This is a genomic window from Pseudomonas sp. NMI542_15 (genome assembly GCF_021283425.1).
In the GTDB taxonomy this organism is placed as follows: Bacteria; Pseudomonadota; Gammaproteobacteria; order Pseudomonadales; family Pseudomonadaceae; genus Aquipseudomonas; species Aquipseudomonas fortuita.
In genome coordinates this window covers 43,395-59,182 of record NZ_JAJSRO010000009.1, presented here as the reverse complement: position 1 = coordinate 59,182, position 15,788 = coordinate 43,395, and the positions used below count along the sequence as shown (strand labels likewise).

Here is a 15,788-nt window from a genome sequence, read left to right as displayed (position 1 = left end):
CCTGCTTCGCGGGTGAACCCACACGCACACACCTGTCTCGAGCCTGGTGTGGTGCGCTCCGAACAGGCCTGCAGCATCCCCTCGGCTTGCGCTAAGATGCCCGCTCATGTCCCTGGAAGTAGCCTGGATGAGCAAACCCGGTCAAATGGTGCTGGTTGCGCTGCGCAAGATGATCGCCTCGGGCGAGCTGGCGGCCGGCGAGCGCTTGATGGAAATCCCCACTGCCGAACTGTTCGGCGTCTCCCGCATGCCGGTGCGCATGGCGTTTCGTACCCTCGAGCAGGAAGGCCTGCTGGTGCGTTTTGGCGGCCGGGGTTTTCAGGTGCGCTCGGTCAGCGCCGATGACATCGCAGGTGCGGTGGAGGTCCGCGGCGTGCTGGAGGGGTTGGCCGCTCGCCAGGCTGCAGAGCGTGGCTTGGCGGCGCAAGCGCGCGCGGCGCTGCAACAGTGCCTGGTCGAGGGCGATCAGTTGTTCGACAAGGGCTTCGTCACCGAAGAGGACCTGCAGGCCTATCACGACCTGAACATGCGCTTTCACCAGGTGATCATCGAAGCCAGCCACAACCCGGCCATCGCCGATGCCCTGGCACGCAACGACCACCTGCCGTTCGCCTCGGTCACCGCACTGGCCGTGGACCGCCATGACCTGGCCCGCGAGTACCGGCGCTTCAACTTCGCCCATATGCAGCACCACGCGGTGTTCGACGCCCTGACCAACCGTCAGGGTGCCCGCGCCGAAGCGATCATGCGCGAGCACGCCAATGCCACTTTGCGCTACGCCGAGACCTTTGGCGGCGCAACGGCGGACGCGAGCATGAAAGTCATCCTGCCCTTGTCGTAAAACTGGTTCAGATATCCAGCACCAGCAGCGGCGACTTCGAGCGCGAGCAGCAGGGCGTGAACTGATCGTTCAGCGCCTGCTCCTCTTCGGTGAGGAACATGTCGCGATGGTCCGGCGTGCCTTGCAGCACACGCGTCAGGCAGGTGCCGCAAATACCCTGCTCGCACGACATGGCGATCTCGATACCGTTGCGTTCCAGCACCTGCACCACGGTCTGGTCGGCTGGCACCTCGAACACTTGCCCCGTGCTGCTCACCTGCACCGAAAAACTACCGTCGTTGCTGGCATCCACGGGCGCTGCGGCAAAGTACTCGCGGTGCAGGTTGGCCTCTTGCCAGCCCAGCCCCTTGGCGCTGGCCAGCACATGCTGCATGAACCCGCCGGGCCCGCATACATACAGGTGCACATCGTCTTGCGGGTTGCCCAGCACCTGAGCGATATCCAGTGCGGTTTCCGGTTGCTCGTCAAAGTGCACGACCAGGCGATCAGCGAATGGCGCGTTGCGAATGCGCTCGACAAAGGCCGCACGCTCGCTGGAGCGGGCGCAGTAGTGCAGCTCGAACGGGTGGCCGCTGTGGGACAACTGCTCGGCCATGCACAGGATCGGGGTAATGCCGATGCCACCGGCAAACAAAAGGCTGCGCCGCGCACCCTCGGCCAGCGGGAACAGGTTGCGCGGCGCGCTGATGCGCAGCCGGGCGCCGGCCTGCACCTGCTCATGCAAGCTGCGTGAGCCGCCCCGCGAAGCCGGGTCGTTGAGGACGCCAATCAGATAACGGTGGCGTTCTTCGGGGTGGTTGCACAGCGAATACTGGCGCACGAGCCCATCAGGCAAATGCACGTCGATATGCGCGCCGGCGCTGAACGCCGGCAGCAGGCTGCCATCCGCCGCCGCCAACTCGAAACTGCAGATACCCTGCGCTTCATCGTTACGGGATACCACTACGGCATCGATCATGTCGGCTTCCTCAGGCAGGGGTGGCGCTGGTGGCGATCAGTTGCGGCTGCGGCGCACGTTCTTTGGCGATAATCCGCTCCAGCACCTTGCGCGACTGCACGCCGCCAGCATCGATGTTCAGCTTCAGCAGGTTGCGCTCGGGGTGGGCCAGCAGGTTCTGTTGCTGGCGCTCGAGCATCTCCAGGTCTTCGCTGAAAATCTTGCCCTGGCCCTCACGAATGTTGTCGGTCAGGGCCTGGTCGTGCGCGGCGAAGTTGCGCGCCATGCCCCAGAAGTACCAGATTGAGGTATCGGTTTCCGGGGTGATGAAATCGACCACGATGCTCGACGCCTTGTGCTGCGCTTCGGCGTGGTAGCCACCCTTGCCGGCATGGGCTACGCCCACTTCGATCAGCACATGGCTGGGCGGGGTGAAGCGGCAGATCTGCCAGCGATCCACCGGCACATCGTCGGCCAGGCCGTTGCCACGCAGGGCCATGCGCCAGAAGGGCGGGGCCATGATGTTTTCCATATGCCGGGCGGTGACCACCTCGTCTCCTGTGACGGTGGTGACTGGCGGGGCCTCGTCGATTTCCTTCTGGCCGATGCTGGAGGCATGCACATAGGTTTCGTGGGTGAGGTCCATCAGATTGTCGATCATCAGCCGGTAGTCGCAACCGATGTGGAACAGCCCGCCGCCGTAAGCCCACTCATCATTCACCGCCCATTCCAGATGCGGGATCAGCGCCGGGTCGGCCTGCGCCTGGTCGCCGGGCCAGACCCAGATAAAGCCGTAGCGCTCGACGGCCGCAAAGGTCTTGTTGCAAGGGAAGCCACGCACCCGCTGGCCCGGCATCGACACAGTCTTGCCGTCGCAGCCCATGACCAGGCCGTGGTAGCCGCACACCAGGTTGCCGTCCTCGACATAGCCCAGCGACAACGGTGCGCCGCGGTGGGGGCAGAAGTCCTCGACAGCGGCCACTTGGTTCTCCTTGGCGCGGTAGAACACGATCTTTTCGCCGCAGATCTGTCGACCCAGGGGCTTGGTGGCTATCTCGTCGGGGGTGCAGGCGACGTACCAGGTGTTTTTGGGGTACATGGAAGGCTCTCCAGGGTTTTGTTTTTATTTAATGGATCCATTAGAGCTCTGGTATGAGAAGCAGGTCAACACCTTATGCGTATATTTCGCTGGTCATGTGCGGTTATCGAACGATCAGTGGATCCATTAATGCCAATCCCTTAGGCCACTCTCGGTAGCAGATGGGGCGGTTTCAGCGGCAGGTCTTGAAGGCAGGTGGGCGTGTGCCTTGGCCATGAGCCAAGGGCTGACGCACCCTCTGTAGGAGCAGGCTTGCCCGCTAACACGGGCGACCCCCGTGTCATTTGGTTGCGAATTATGTAGATGACACAAGTGACCTAAGAATTATCCGATATCTTGTAGGCGAAAGGATCTACTTAAGATCAGATGATTCCTACGTGATGACTTTCGTCACGCAAAGTTGCACACACGCCATTGACAGGGGCAGCAAGCGGCTTATTGAATGAAATGCTCGCAAACATAATAGGTGTAAGCGAAGTGAGGCTCGCTAAATATAACAAAGGGGGTGTTGAAGTGGATGTGCTAATGGGCTTGGTGGCAGCCATATGTTGGGGCGCTACAGATTATTTGGTAAGCGTAAATGGCAGGTCGCTCGGTATCAAGCGTTCAGTGCTCTACAGTCAACTATTGGGGCTGGTAGTTCTGAGTGTTTTTGCTTTGCAATCAAGCAGCCTCAATTCGATTGTCGCAGTCAGTGTAGAATCCATGATCCTCTGTCTTGTCGCGGCGGTGTTGACGCTACTAGGCGCTCTCTCACTGGCCAAAGCGTTAACTGAGGGCCGCACCGCAATTGTTGCGCCACTGGTGACGTCCTACGGTATCGTCACAACGATCTTGGCTTGGGCAGGAGGGGAACGCTTGACTGCCTATCAGTTTATTGGGATCGCCATCTGCGCCTTTGGTGTGATGGCTGTGGGCTTGGGGCACAGCAATCCCGCGTCTCGCTTAAACCGACGCGAGGGGCAGGCAATAGTTTTTGCGCTGCTGGCAGCTGGTTTTTACGGCTTCAGTTTCTGGGTTCAAGGTAAATATGCGCTGCCCGCTGTAGGCCCAATCAACATGCTCTGGTTGAACTACTGCGTGGGCGCTCTGTTTCTGTTGCTTATCTATCGTGATTTTCAAGGGGGTAACAATTTGACCTTGAAAGATTGTGGCAACTTGAGCGGTGCCAGTCTTTTCAATCTGGGTGGTTTCGCAGCGTTTTCATGTGGGGTGCTTGAGGGTTCGATTGCCGTTGTAACGGTGATTAGTACGCTTTCTGGTGGGGTGGCGGCTATGCTTGGCTATATGTTCTCTAAAGAGCGTTTAACAGCAGGGCAGTTGTTGGGCGTGAGTTTCGTTTTGCTAGGCGCGGTAGTGCTGCATCTGCTGTAGGCGCTACGCCGGCCCAGGATGAATCATGGAGGGGAGAAAACATAACTGCGACGGGATGACTGTACACCTCTGCGGGTCGGACCTGCTATTACTTAGCAGACGCATACCATAAAGGCCCGTCGATGCTCGCCATCGAACAGCTCCACAAATCATTCCTCACCCCCCAAGGCCCGCTCCCTGTTCTGCAGGGTGTGGACCTGCGCCTGGCACGCGGCAGCAGCCTGGCGCTGATGGGCGAGTCGGGCAGCGGCAAGAGCACGTTGCTGCACCTGATTGCCGGCCTGGACCGTGCCGACAGCGGCCGTATCCTGATCGATGACGTCCCGCTCGACGGCCGTTCGGAGGCGTCCCTGGCGCAGTGGAGACGGCAGGGGATTGGGCTGGTGTTCCAGCAATACAACCTGATCAGCAGCCTGGACGTGGCGGCGAACCTGGCCTTTCAGGCCAGGCTGGCGGGCAGGCATGACCCACAATGGGTGGCTTACCTGGCAGAGCAGTTGGGCTTGGCAGGTTTGCTGGCGCGCTACCCAGAGCAGTTGTCCGGTGGCCAGCAGCAACGGGTCGCCATCGGCCGCGCGCTGGCTGGGCGCCCGGCCTGGCTTTTGGCTGACGAACCCACCGGCAGCCTTGACGAAGCCAGCAGCGATGAGGTGCTGAGCCTGTTGCTGGAACTGGTCGCCGAGGCCGGCAGCGGTGTGTTGATGGTGACCCACAGCCCCCGGCTGGCGGCACGCTTGCAGCGGCGTTGCCAGCTGCAGGCCGGCCGCGTTCAGCCAGAGTTGGGGTGATGAGGCTTTTGTCGCTGGCCTTGTTGGCGTTGTTCAGCCATTGGCGGCGCCATCGTGTGCAGTTTTTCAGCATCTTCACCGGGCTGTGGCTGGCCACGGCGCTGTGGACGGGCGTGCAGGCGCTGAACAGCCAGGCACGCAGCGATTACGCCCGGGCCAGTGCCGTGCTGGCCGGGCCGCTGCAGGCGCAGCTAGTGCCGCGCAACGGTGAGCGCTTCGACCAAGGGCTTTACGTGCAATTGCGCAAGCAGGGTTGGCCAGTAATGCCCGTGCTGGAAGGGCGCTTGCGTTTGCCTGGGGAGCCCGCGCGCAGCGTGCGCCTGCTGGGCATCGACCCTTTGAGCCTGCCGCCAGCCAGCAGCATTGCCGGTGTGCAGCCGCAAGCATTCGATGTGCAGGCGTTCATCGGCACGCCCGGGCAAGCGTGGGCCGCGCCAGACACCTTGCGGCAACTGGGCGCAGAGCGTGGGGCAGCGGTGCGCGACAGCGAAGGGCAACTGTTGCCACCCATGGTCCTGCAGCCTGCATTGGCGCCCGGCGTGATCGTGGTCGATATCGGCCATGCCCAGCGGTTGCTGCACGCGCCTGGGCAGTTGTCGCGATTGCTGGTGGCCGGCAAGCCAGGGCCGCTGCCTGCTGATATTGCGGTTTACCTCGAACTGCAACCGCAACAGGACGACGGCGGGTTGCAGCGGCTGACTGAGAGCTTTCACCTCAACCTGACTGCTCTCGGCCTGCTGGCGTTCGTCGTAGGCCTGTTTATCGCCCATGCCGCAATCGGTCTGGCGCTAGAACAGCGGCGTGGATTGATCCGCAATCTGCGCGCCTGTGGCGTCAGCTTGAACACCCTGCTGTGCGCCTTGATGCTGGAGCTGGGTCTGTTCGCCGTCCTGGGCGGGCTGGCCGGCGTGGCCAGCGGGTATGTGCTGGCGGCGTGGTTATTGCCCGATGTGGCAGCCAGTTTGCGCGGCCTGTACGGCGCCCAGGTTGCCGGTTCCCTGAGCCTGCCCGCGTGGTGGTGGCTGGTGGGGGTGCTTGTGAGCGTGCTGGGGGCATTGCTGGCAGGGCTGGGCAGCGTGTTGCGTGCTGCCCGGTTGCCATTACTGGCGTTGGCGCAGCCTCAGGCCTGGCGGCTGGCGCAGGGGCCATGGTTGAGGCGCCAGGCTTGCATAGCGTGCGTTCTGTTGCTGCTGGCCTTGGGCTGCGGCCTGCTGGGTAACCGCCTGGCCAGCGCGTTTGCCATGCTGGCTGGGTTGTTGCTGGCGGCGGCGCTGTTGTTGCCGGCCTTGCTCGACCGGGCTCTGGCCTTGCTGACGCCGTATTGCCGGCGACCTTTGGCGCAATGGTTCGTCGCCGATAGCCGCCAGCAACTGCCGGCACTGAGTTTGGCGTTGATGGCACTGTTGCTCGCGTTGGCTGCCAGTGTCGGCGTGGGCAGCATGACCGAAGGCTTTCGCAAGACTTTTGTCGGCTGGCTGGACCTGCGCCTGTCTGCCGACCTGTACGTCAGCCCTCGGGATACCGCCCAGGGTCTGGAAATTGCGCAATGGCTAGGGCAGCAATCGGCAGCCAGTGTGGTGCTGCCCGGCTGGCGTGTAGAAACGCAGTTGCAGGGCTGGCCAGTGCAGCTTCAGGGCATCGTCGATCACCCGGTCTACCTCAAGCGTTGGCCGTTGCTGCAGCAGCAGCCTCACGCCTGGGAAACGTTGGCCGGCGGGCATGCGGTGATGCTCAGCGAACAGCTGGCCAGGCGCCTGAAGCTGCAACTGGGCGATCGCCTGGCGCTGCCTTCAGAGGCCATGACGGTGGTGGGGATCTATGCCGATTATGGTAACCCCAAGGGGCACGTACTGGTCAATGCCAGCTGGTTGCGCAGGCAATGGCCGCAGGCAACGCTGACCGGGTTGAGCGTTGATCTGCCCGCTGAACAATTGCCCGTCATCAAGGCAGCGTTGCAGCAGCACTTCGCCTTGGACGACAGCCGCGTGGTGGAGCAGGCAAGCCTGAAACGCTGGTCCACCGAAGTGTTCAACCGCACCTTCGCCGCCACCGCCGCGCTCAACAGCCTCACGCTTGGCGTGGCCGGCGTGGCGCTGTTCATCAACTTGCTGACGTTGGGCCAGACGCGGCTGAGCCAGCTGGCCCCCCTGTGGGCACTGGGTGTGCAGCGCAGGCAACTGGTGTGGCTGAGCTTGGGGCAGACCCTGATGCTGAGCAGTTTCACGGTAATGCTGGCAATCCCGTTGGGGGTGTTGCTGGCCTGGGGCCTGGTGGCGGTGGTCAACGTGCAGGCGTTCGGCTGGCGCCTGCCGCTTTATGTTTTCCCCGTGCAGTTGCTGCAACTGGCCGCGCTGGGTTTGTTCACCAGCCTGTTGGCCAGCGCCTGGCCGCTGTGGCAACTGGCGCGCCGCCAGCCCCGCGAATTGTTGAGGCCGTTTGCCGATGAAGCGTAACACCTTGCTGTTGCTATGCGGCCTGCTATGCGCTTGTGACCCGCCGGCGCCACAAAGCTATGCCGGGCTGGGGCAGCAGGCGGACGGTTTCAGCCAGGTGGTCCGCGCGCATCGCCTGGAATTCCCGCGTGACCATGGCGCACACGATGGCTTTCGCATCGAATGGTGGTACGTCACCGCCAACCTCAAGGACGCCCAGGGGCGTGACTGGGGCGCCCAGTGGACCCTGTTCCGCTCGGCCCTGCGCCCCGGCCCTGAAACCACCGACTGGAACAGCCCCAACCTGTGGATGGGGCACGCGGCCCTGACCGGGCCGGGTGGTCACCAGTCTGGCGAAACCCTGGCGCGTGGCGGTATCGGCCAGGCTGGTGTGCAGGCCCAGCCGTTCCGGGCGTGGATCAATGATTGGTCATTGCAGGGCAGGGGGGGTATCGAAAGCCTGCACATGGTTGCCGGTGGCGAAGGCTTTCGCTACGACTTGCGTTTGCGCAGTGATCGGCCCCTGGTGCTGCATGGCGATCAGGGTTACAGCGAGAAATCCGGCAAGGGGCAGGCCTCGTACTATTACAGCCAGCCGTTTTACCGGGTGCGCGGGGAAGTGGAACGTGAAGGCATGTGCATCGCGGTCACCGGCCAGGCCTGGCTCGACCGGGAGTGGAGCAGCCAGCCGCTGGCGGCCGGGCAAACGGGGTGGGACTGGTTTTCCCTGCACCTGGACAATGGTGCCAGGCTGATGGTGTTCCAGGTGCGTCAGGCTGAGGGCGATGCCTACCGCGCCGGCACGTGGGTTGGCCCGCACGGTGAAGTGGTCGCGCTGCTGGGCGCGCAGGTTCAGTTGCAGGCCTTGGCCTGGGCCGAGCAGAAGAATGGCAAGCAGGTACCGACGCACTGGCGGGTGCAGGTGCCGGCGCAGGGGGTGGATGTGCAGGTCGAGGCGGTGGAACCACGGGCCTGGATGGATACGCGGTTCCCTTACTGGGAAGGACCGGTGCGGTTGAGCGGGAGTGCGGGTGGGCGCGGGTATCTGGAGATGACAGGCTACTAGTGCAACACATTCCCGCGATCATGCACCCACCCTGTGGGAGCGGCCTTGTGTCGCGAAAGGGCCGCACAGCGGCCCCGGCAATTCTGCGGCGAGGCGCAAATCCCGGGGGCGCTGCGCACCCCTTTCGCGACGCAAGGCCGCTCCCACAAGGGACGCGTCATCGTTTCAGTCTTTGATCAGCCGCCGTAACACGGCGCGTGCTTCGTCGGTGCGCAAGCACTCGATGAACAACTGGCTTTCACGCGCCACCGTGGCCTCCAGCTCCGCCCGCTGGCTGTCCTTGATCAGCCGCTTGCTGATGCGCAATGCCGCCTGCGGGTAACTTTGCAGCTGCTGCGCCAGCTTGCGCGCTGCGGCCAGGCACTGTTCGCCATCTTCATGCAGCTCATTGGCCAGCCCCCAGGCCACTGCCTGTTCGCCATCCAGCAACGCGTTACCCAGCAGCAGGCCGGCGGCGCGGGCCTGGCCAAGCAAGCGGGGCAGTAGCAGGCTGGAGCCAAACTCTGGGCACACTCCCAACGGTGCGAAAGGCATGCGCAACTTGGTCGAGCGGCTGACCAGCACTTGGTCGCAATGCAACAGCAAGGTGGCGCCGATGCCGATTGCTGCGCCACTGACTGCCGCGATCAGCGGCTTGTCCAGGCCCATGACCACCCGCATCAGGCGGAACACCGGGCTGTCCAGGTCAGTGGGCGGGTTGTCGAGAAAGTCGCGCAGGTCGTTGCCAGCCGTGAAACAGTGCGGCCCTCCGGTGAGGATGATGACATCCACAGCAGGGTCTTCACCCGCCGCCAGCAACAAGTCGCCCAGTTGTTGGTACATGGCGGTGTTCAGGGCATTTAGCTTGTCGGGGCGGTTGAAGGCCAGGGTCAGCAGGCCTTGGTCCAGCTCGCGTGTGATCAGGTCGTTCATGGCAGCCGTTTTTGTTGTTGTGGGCGGGAGTGCCAAGGGTTTATCACGCAGTCCGGCTTGTTGTACAGTCGTTCAGCCCCGCACTGGAACCGAGAACTGCCGATGAGCCAGGAAGCCCGCTACCACCGCATGCTGCCGGAATTACGCAAGGCCAACCTGGTCGAAGCGACCTTGGTGTGCCTCAAGCGCCATGGTTTCCAGGGGGCTTCGATCCGCAAGATCTCGGCCGAGGCCGGTGTCTCGGTGGGGCTGATCAGCCACCACTACGCCGGCAAGGATGAACTGGTGGCCGAAGCCTACCTGGCCGTCACCGGCCGGGTGATGGGGCTGCTGCGTGACGCCATGGCGCAGGCTGCGCCCAATGCCCGCGAGCGGTTGTCGGCGTTTTTCCGCGCCTCGTTCTGTGCAGAGTTGCTCGACCCGCAACTGCTCGACGCCTGGCTGGCCTTCTGGGGCGCGGTGAAGACAGCCGACGCGATCAACCAGGTGCATGACCATTCCTATGGCGAGTACCGCAAGGAACTGAGCCGGTTGCTGGCCGAGCTGGCCACGCAGGAGGGCTGGCAGGGCTTCGATGCCGATCTCGCGGCCATCAGCCTCAGTGCCCTGCTCGATGGCCTGTGGCTGGAGTCAGGGCTTAACCCCGGCACCTTCACCCCCGAGCAAGGCGTGATTATCTGCGAAGCCTGGGTCGATGGCCTGCAGGCCGGCGGCCGGCGGCGCTTCAGCCTGCCCGAGGGCTGTTGATCGTCTGTTCAGTAACGAGTACGCTGCTGGCGCGAGTGTGTAGAACAACACCAATAAAAAAGAGACAACACGCAATGACGCCTCGGGTATTGATCGTCGATGACGATCCGCTTATTCGTGACTTGCTGCAGGCCTATCTGTCCCAGGAAGGCTATGACGTGCACTGCGCCGATACGGCGGAAAAGGCCGAAGCCTGGCTCGGCAGCCAGGACGTCGACCTGGTGTTGCTGGATATCCGCCTGCCTGGCAAGGACGGCCTCACCCTGACCCGCGAACTGCGCGTGCGCTCGGAGGTGGGCATCATCCTCATTACCGGCCGTAACGACGACATCGACCGCATTGTCGGGCTGGAATGTGGTGCTGATGACTACGTGATCAAACCGCTCAACCCCCGTGAGCTGGTATCGCGCGCCAAAAACCTGATCCGCCGCGTGCGCCATGCCCGCGAAGCGCAACCGGCACCGGCCTGCGCGCAGTCGCTGAAGCAGTTTGCCGACTGGGCGCTGGACACCGACCGCCGTCGCCTGATCGATCCACGCGGGGGGCAAACCCTGCTCACCCACGGTGAGTTCCAGTTGCTCAGCGTGTTCCTGCGTAACAGCGGCCATACCCTGAGCCGCGACCAGTTGATGGACCAGATTCGCAACCGCGAGTGGGTGCCCAACGACCGCTCCATCGATGTGCTGGTCGGCCGCCTGCGGCGCAAGCTGCACGATGACCCGGCCGAGCCGCAACTGATCATCACCATTCACGGTACCGGCTACCTGTTCACTGCCAGCGTGGCCGCATGATCCACCGCGCCCGCCGTGCCTGGGGGATGGTGCTGGCGTTGCTCGCCGTGCCGGCCGGCGCAGCGCAGACGGTGCGCTACTGCGATTACCCGGTGTACCCGCCGATGTCCTGGAGCGACGGCCACCAGGTGCGTGGCCTGGCGCCAACCGTGGTGCGCGAACTGTTCGCCCGCATGGGCTACCCAGTGCAGACCGTGGTGCTGGGCAACTGGAAGCGTTGCCTGATGGACGCCGCCGCCGGGCGTGTGGACGTGGTACTGGCCTACGACAGCGATCAGCGGGACCAGCGCATGCGCTTTTCCACGGAGCCGGTGGTACGCGAAGAAGTCGCGGTGTTCTACAACCGCCTGCGGCCGGTCAGTTTCCAGCGCCTGGAAGACCTGGCCGGCTACCGTGGCGGCCTGTTGTACGGCGAAAGCTACGGCGCCGAATTCGACCGCTTCGTCGCCCGGCACCAGAACATCGAACGGGTGTCTTCCAGCCAGCAGAACTTTGGCAAGCTGATGCGCGGGCGCATCGACTACGTCATCCAGGAGCGGCGCACTGGCCAGCTGTTTATCGAGCACCTGCCCGGGGCGCAGGACATCCGCGTATTGCCCCGAGCACTGAGCGTGGACTACCTGCGCGTTGCCGTGTCCAGGCAATCACCCCTCAGCCAGCACATGGACGAAATCGACGCGCAGCTGCGGCGCATGAACCAGGCTGGCGAAATCGCGCGCTGGCTGGAGCAGAGCGAAGTCACCTACCGCGACATGATCAACCTGCCGGCAGATGCCCGATGATACGCCTGCACACCGATGGCCTGCTGCGCCGTCTGTTGCGGTTCATCCTGCTGTTCAGCCTGTGCTTCACCGTGCTGGCCAGTGGCGTGCAGCTGTACTTCGAATACCGCCGCGAAATGCGCGACATCGAGGCCCGCATGGCGTTGATCCGCGCCGGCTACTTGGCCAGCCTGGAACGCAGCCTGTGGGACCTGGACGAGGCGCAGCTGGACACACAACTGCGCGGCCTGGTGGATTTTTCCGATGTGGCCCGGGTGCGCCTGGTCAGCGACGATTTTCAGCTGCTACGTGGGGAGGCTGAACCCAAAGGGCCGCTGCGCATCGAGCGCTTCCCCCTGGACTATCAGCCCCCCACGGGGCCGGCCAGGCACCTGGGCGAGCTGGAGGTCAGTATCGACCTGGGTGCGGTGCACCGTCGGCTGTACGCCACGGGCCTTGCCAGCCTGCTGTGGATGGGCGTGTTCCTGTGTGGCCTGGCGGTAGCGCTGTCGGGCCTGTTCTATCGCCTGGTTACCCGCCACCTGCAAGTGATGGCCGAGTTCGCCCGGCGTATTGGCGCCGGGCAGTGGCAGGAGCCGCTGCGGCTGGGGCGCCGCCGCTCGGCGCGGCCGGATGAAATTGACACCGTGGCCCATGCCCTGGACGACATGCGCCGCGCCATCCTCAGCGACATCGAGCGCCGCGAGCGCGACCGCCTGGCGTTGCAAGACAAGCGCGACGAACTGCAGGCCATGGTCGAACGACGTACAGCCAGCCTGGCCCGGGCCAAGGATGACGCTGAGGCCGCCAACCTGGCCAAGTCGCGCTTCCTGGCGACCATGAGCCACGAGCTGCGCACCCCGCTCAACGGCATTCTGGGCATGGCCGAGCTGCTACGCGGTGGCCGGCTGGAAGCAGCCGATCGCCAGCGCGTGGAGGCCCTGTACAAGGCCGGCGAGGGGCTGTTGGCGATTCTCAACGAAGTGCTGTATTTCGCCCGGCTAGAAGAAGGTGAGAGCCGCGCCGAACGGGTCGGCTTTTCGCTGCGCCAATTGTGCCAGGAGGTGCTGGCGCTGCTCGAACCCATGGCCGTGGACAACGGCGACACGCTGCACCTGGAGGTTGATGAGCAATTGGCCGTCTACCAGCACGGCGCCGAACAGTACCTGCGTCAGGTGCTCAGCAACCTGTTGGCCAATGCCATCAAATTCACCGAGCACGGCCAGGTGCGGCTCAAGGTGCAGGTGCTGGCCAGTGATGCGACCGCGCAGCGCCTGCGGCTGTCGGTCAGTGACAACGGCATCGGCATCGAGCCGGCCGTACAGGCGAAAATCTTCGACCGCTTTGTCCAGGCCAGCGAGGCTGTGGCCCGGCGCTACGGCGGCACGGGTCTGGGCCTGGCAATCTGCAAACACCTGGTGGAAAAGCTGGGAGGCTGTATTGGCCTGGACAGTGTGCAAGGGCAGGGCAGTTGCTTCTGGTTCGAACTCGACATCGCCCTTGGGCAGCCGGTTTCGCCCTTTGACCCCGCCCAGGGGGCCAGCGCCAGCCTGGATATCCTGGTGGTCGAGGACGTCGCGCTGAACCGGGACGTGGCCGGCGGTTTGCTGGTGCGTGATGGCCACCGGGTGAGCTTTGCCGAAGATGCCGGGCAGGCCCTGCAAGTGTGCACACAGCAGCGCTTCGACCTGATCCTGCTCGACGTTCACCTGCCCGGCATGAGCGGGGTGGAGCTGTGCCGGCAGCTTCGCGCCACCCCTGGGCCTAACCAACACAGCAGGATCGTGGCACTGACCGCGGGCGTTCAACCGGGGCAAGTGCCAGTCTACCTGGAGGCCGGCATGCAAGGTGTATTGGCCAAGCCACTGCGCCTGGCCAACCTGCGCCAGGCGCTGGCCGACGCAACGCCGACCGAAGAGGCCGGTAATGACGCGAACATGGACTGGTCGCTGCTGGCCACTCACCGCTCCCTGCTGGGCGCACAGAAGCTGCAGGGTCTGTTGAACGTGTTGCGCCAGTCCCTGGAGCAGCACGCCACGGCGTTGGCCGAGGCGCTGACGGCCCAGGACTTTACCGAAGTGCTGCACCTGGCCCATCGCCTCGCCGGCAGTTGCGACTCCCTGGGTTTTTCTGGCCTGGCTGCGCTGTTGCGACGCCTGGAGGATGCAGCCCGCCAGCATGACGGGCAGGCGCTGAACGCCCTCGCCGAGCCATTGGCAAACCAGCTCGGCCAGGCCCGCGACACGCTGGAACGGTTGATCCAGAGCTGACGTACAAAAAACTTACGACTTTTTACATCTTCGATCCGTTCGTACAACGGCACCTTACATCCGTTTCCAATAATCCATGGCAACCGTGTTGCACGCGGTCCATGAGGCTTATTGGAGACAAGAATAATGACATGCCGTAGCGCTCAGCCCCTCCTTTGTACCGCCCCCCGTACCTGCCGCAATGGCGAGGTGCGCCATGACTGACAACCACGAAAAAATCCAGCTCACCCGCGCCCTGAAAAGCCGGCACATTTTCATGCTGTCGCTGGGCGGGGTAATCGGCACCGGCCTGTTCATGGGCTCGGGCGTGACCATCAATCAGGGCGGGCCGGTGGGCGCGATCCTGGCGTATCTGGTGGCGGGCTTGCTGATGTATCTGGTGATGGTGTGCCTGGGCGAACTGTCGGTGCAGATGCCGGTGTCCGGTTCTTTTCAGGCCCACGCCACCAAGTTCATCGGCCCGGCCACCGGCTTCATGATTGGCTGGGTGTACTGGATGAGCTGGGCCACCACTGTGGGCCTGGAGTTCACCGCCGCCGGCATGCTGATGACCCGTTGGTTCCCCGAAGTGCCGATCTGGTACTGGTCGGCATTGTTCGTGGTGGTGCTGTTCGGCCTCAACGCCTTGGCCACTCGCGCGTTTGGCGAGGCCGAGTACTGGTTCTCGGGCATCAAGGTGGCGACCATCCTTGGCTTCATCATCATCGGCCTGCTGGTGATATTCGGCGCCATCCCGCTGAGCAGCGGGGCACCGGCGCCAATGCTGGACAACCTGGTGGGCGAGTCGCTGTTCCCCCACGGCCTGTCGGCGGTGTTCGCGGTGATGATGACCGTGGTCTATGCCTTCCAGGGCTGCGAAATCATGGGCGTGGCGGCCGGCGAGACCGAGCACCCGGAAAAAAGCATCCCGCGGGCGGTGCGCAACGTGGTGTTCCGCGTGCTGATTTTCTACGTGCTGGCGATTGCCGTGCTGTCGGCCATTGTGCCGTTCGAGCAGGCCGGCCTGATGGAAAGCCCGTTCGTGCAGGTATTCGACATGGTCGGCATCCCCTTTGCTGCCGACGTGATGAACTTCGTCATCCTTACCGCCATCCTGTCGGTGGGCAACTCTGGGCTGTATGCCTCTACGCGCATTCTCTGGGCGATGTCCAAGAGCGGCATGGCGCCGAAAAGCCTGGCACCGCTGAGCAAGCGCGGCGTACCGCTGCGGGCGCTGAGCATCACCCTGTGCTTTGCCCTGGTGTCGCTGATGACCAGTTTCATTGCCGCCGACACCCTGTTCATGGTGCTGATGGCGGTGAGCGGCATGTCTGGCACCGTGACCTGGATCGTGATCGCCCTCGCGCAGTACCGCTTCCGCAAGGCCTACCTGCGTGAAGGTGGGCAACTGCAGGACCTCAAGTACAAGGCGCCGCTGTACCCGCTGGTGCCGCTGCTGTGCATCACCCTGTGCAGCTCGCTGTTCGTGTTCCTGGCGCTGGATGAAACCCAGCGACCGTCGCTGTACTGGGGCTTTGGCTTCATTGCCCTGTGCTACGCGGCGTACTTCATCGTCAACCGCCGCCGGCAGGGCGCCTTCGAGCCCAGCGCGCCTGGCGTTTGATTCACGATTGCCGGGGCCGCTTTGCGGCCCATCGCGACACAAGGCCGCTCCCACAGGTACTACGCAGACTTGAACGCTGTGAAAGACCCTGTGGGAGCGGCCTTGTGTCGCGAAAGGGGCGCAAAGCGCCCCCGGCAATCCCACAGTTGTACAAAGTTGTAACAACC

13 protein-coding genes are annotated in these 15,788 nt (G+C 63.7%); 10 read left to right on the top strand and 3 right to left on the bottom strand.

Going from position 1 to position 15,788, the window contains the following annotated elements; genetic code table 11:
* Window positions 1-127: 127 nt before the first annotated feature.
* Window positions 128-841 (top strand): GntR family transcriptional regulator, encoded by a 714-nt coding sequence (locus tag LU684_RS14795; RefSeq protein ID WP_232894814.1) that lies wholly within the window; start codon window positions 128-130, stop codon window positions 839-841.
* 7 nt (window positions 842-848) lie between these two features.
* On the opposite strand, the gene LU684_RS14790 is transcribed toward LU684_RS14795, so the two are convergent.
* Together LU684_RS14790 and LU684_RS14785 are read right to left on the bottom strand one after the other, a co-directional pair.
* Window positions 849-1,799 (bottom strand): PDR/VanB family oxidoreductase, encoded by a 951-nt coding sequence (locus LU684_RS14790; protein ID WP_102689026.1) that lies wholly within the window; start codon window positions 1,797-1,799, stop codon window positions 849-851.
* A gap of 10 nt (window positions 1,800-1,809) precedes the next feature.
* Complete coding sequence (locus tag LU684_RS14785) at window positions 1,810-2,877, bottom strand: aromatic ring-hydroxylating oxygenase subunit alpha (protein WP_016487581.1); 1,068 nt, start codon at window positions 2,875-2,877, stop codon at window positions 1,810-1,812.
* A gap of 513 nt (window positions 2,878-3,390) precedes the next feature.
* Between LU684_RS14785 and LU684_RS14780 the strand changes: the two genes are divergently transcribed.
* The 4 genes from LU684_RS14780 to LU684_RS14765 all read left to right on the top strand — a co-directional run bounded on the left by LU684_RS14780 (window position 3,391) and on the right by LU684_RS14765 (window position 8,537).
* On the top strand, window positions 3,391-4,251 hold the full coding sequence (locus tag LU684_RS14780; RefSeq protein WP_232894812.1) for a DMT family transporter: 861 nt from the start codon (window positions 3,391-3,393) through the stop codon (window positions 4,249-4,251).
* 122 nt (window positions 4,252-4,373) lie between these two features.
* Window positions 4,374-5,039, top strand: coding sequence for an ABC transporter ATP-binding protein (locus tag LU684_RS14775; protein ID WP_060517345.1), 666 nt, complete (start codon window positions 4,374-4,376; stop codon window positions 5,037-5,039).
* Window positions 5,039-7,492: an ABC transporter permease gene (locus LU684_RS14770; RefSeq protein ID WP_232894770.1), complete on the top strand. Its 2,454-nt coding sequence runs from the start codon at window positions 5,039-5,041 to the stop codon at window positions 7,490-7,492. The genes LU684_RS14775 and LU684_RS14770 overlap by 1 nt, the downstream gene beginning before the upstream one ends.
* Window positions 7,482-8,537: a lipocalin-like domain-containing protein gene (locus tag LU684_RS14765; RefSeq protein ID WP_102689024.1), complete on the top strand. Its 1,056-nt coding sequence runs from the start codon at window positions 7,482-7,484 to the stop codon at window positions 8,535-8,537. Before LU684_RS14770 ends, LU684_RS14765 begins: the two co-directional genes overlap by 11 nt.
* A gap of 165 nt (window positions 8,538-8,702) precedes the next feature.
* On the opposite strand, the gene LU684_RS14760 is transcribed toward LU684_RS14765, so the two are convergent.
* Window positions 8,703-9,449 (bottom strand): enoyl-CoA hydratase-related protein, encoded by a 747-nt coding sequence (locus LU684_RS14760; protein WP_024717575.1) that lies wholly within the window; start codon window positions 9,447-9,449, stop codon window positions 8,703-8,705.
* 102 nt (window positions 9,450-9,551) lie between these two features.
* On the opposite strand from LU684_RS14760, the gene LU684_RS14755 reads away from it, so the two are divergent.
* From LU684_RS14755 to LU684_RS14735, 5 genes are all read left to right on the top strand, one after another.
* Window positions 9,552-10,196 carry a TetR family transcriptional regulator C-terminal domain-containing protein gene (locus LU684_RS14755; protein WP_016487575.1) on the top strand — a complete coding sequence of 215 codons (645 nt, stop codon included), beginning with the start codon at window positions 9,552-9,554 and terminating at the stop codon, window positions 10,194-10,196.
* Window positions 10,197-10,270: 74 nt separating this feature from the next.
* Window positions 10,271-10,987: a response regulator gene (locus LU684_RS14750; protein WP_016487574.1), complete on the top strand. Its 717-nt coding sequence runs from the start codon at window positions 10,271-10,273 to the stop codon at window positions 10,985-10,987.
* On the top strand, window positions 10,984-11,769 hold the full coding sequence (locus tag LU684_RS14745) for a substrate-binding periplasmic protein (RefSeq protein WP_232894769.1): 786 nt from the start codon (window positions 10,984-10,986) through the stop codon (window positions 11,767-11,769). Before LU684_RS14750 ends, LU684_RS14745 begins: the two co-directional genes overlap by 4 nt.
* On the top strand, window positions 11,766-14,018 hold the full coding sequence (locus LU684_RS14740) for an ATP-binding protein (RefSeq protein WP_102689022.1): 2,253 nt from the start codon (window positions 11,766-11,768) through the stop codon (window positions 14,016-14,018). Before LU684_RS14745 ends, LU684_RS14740 begins: the two co-directional genes overlap by 4 nt.
* Before the next feature lie 196 nt (window positions 14,019-14,214).
* The gene (locus tag LU684_RS14735; protein ID WP_060517352.1) at window positions 14,215-15,621 is read left to right on the top strand and encodes an amino acid permease; all 1,407 of its coding nucleotides are present in this window, start codon (window positions 14,215-14,217) and stop codon (window positions 15,619-15,621) included.
* Window positions 15,622-15,788: the final 167 nt, after the last annotated feature.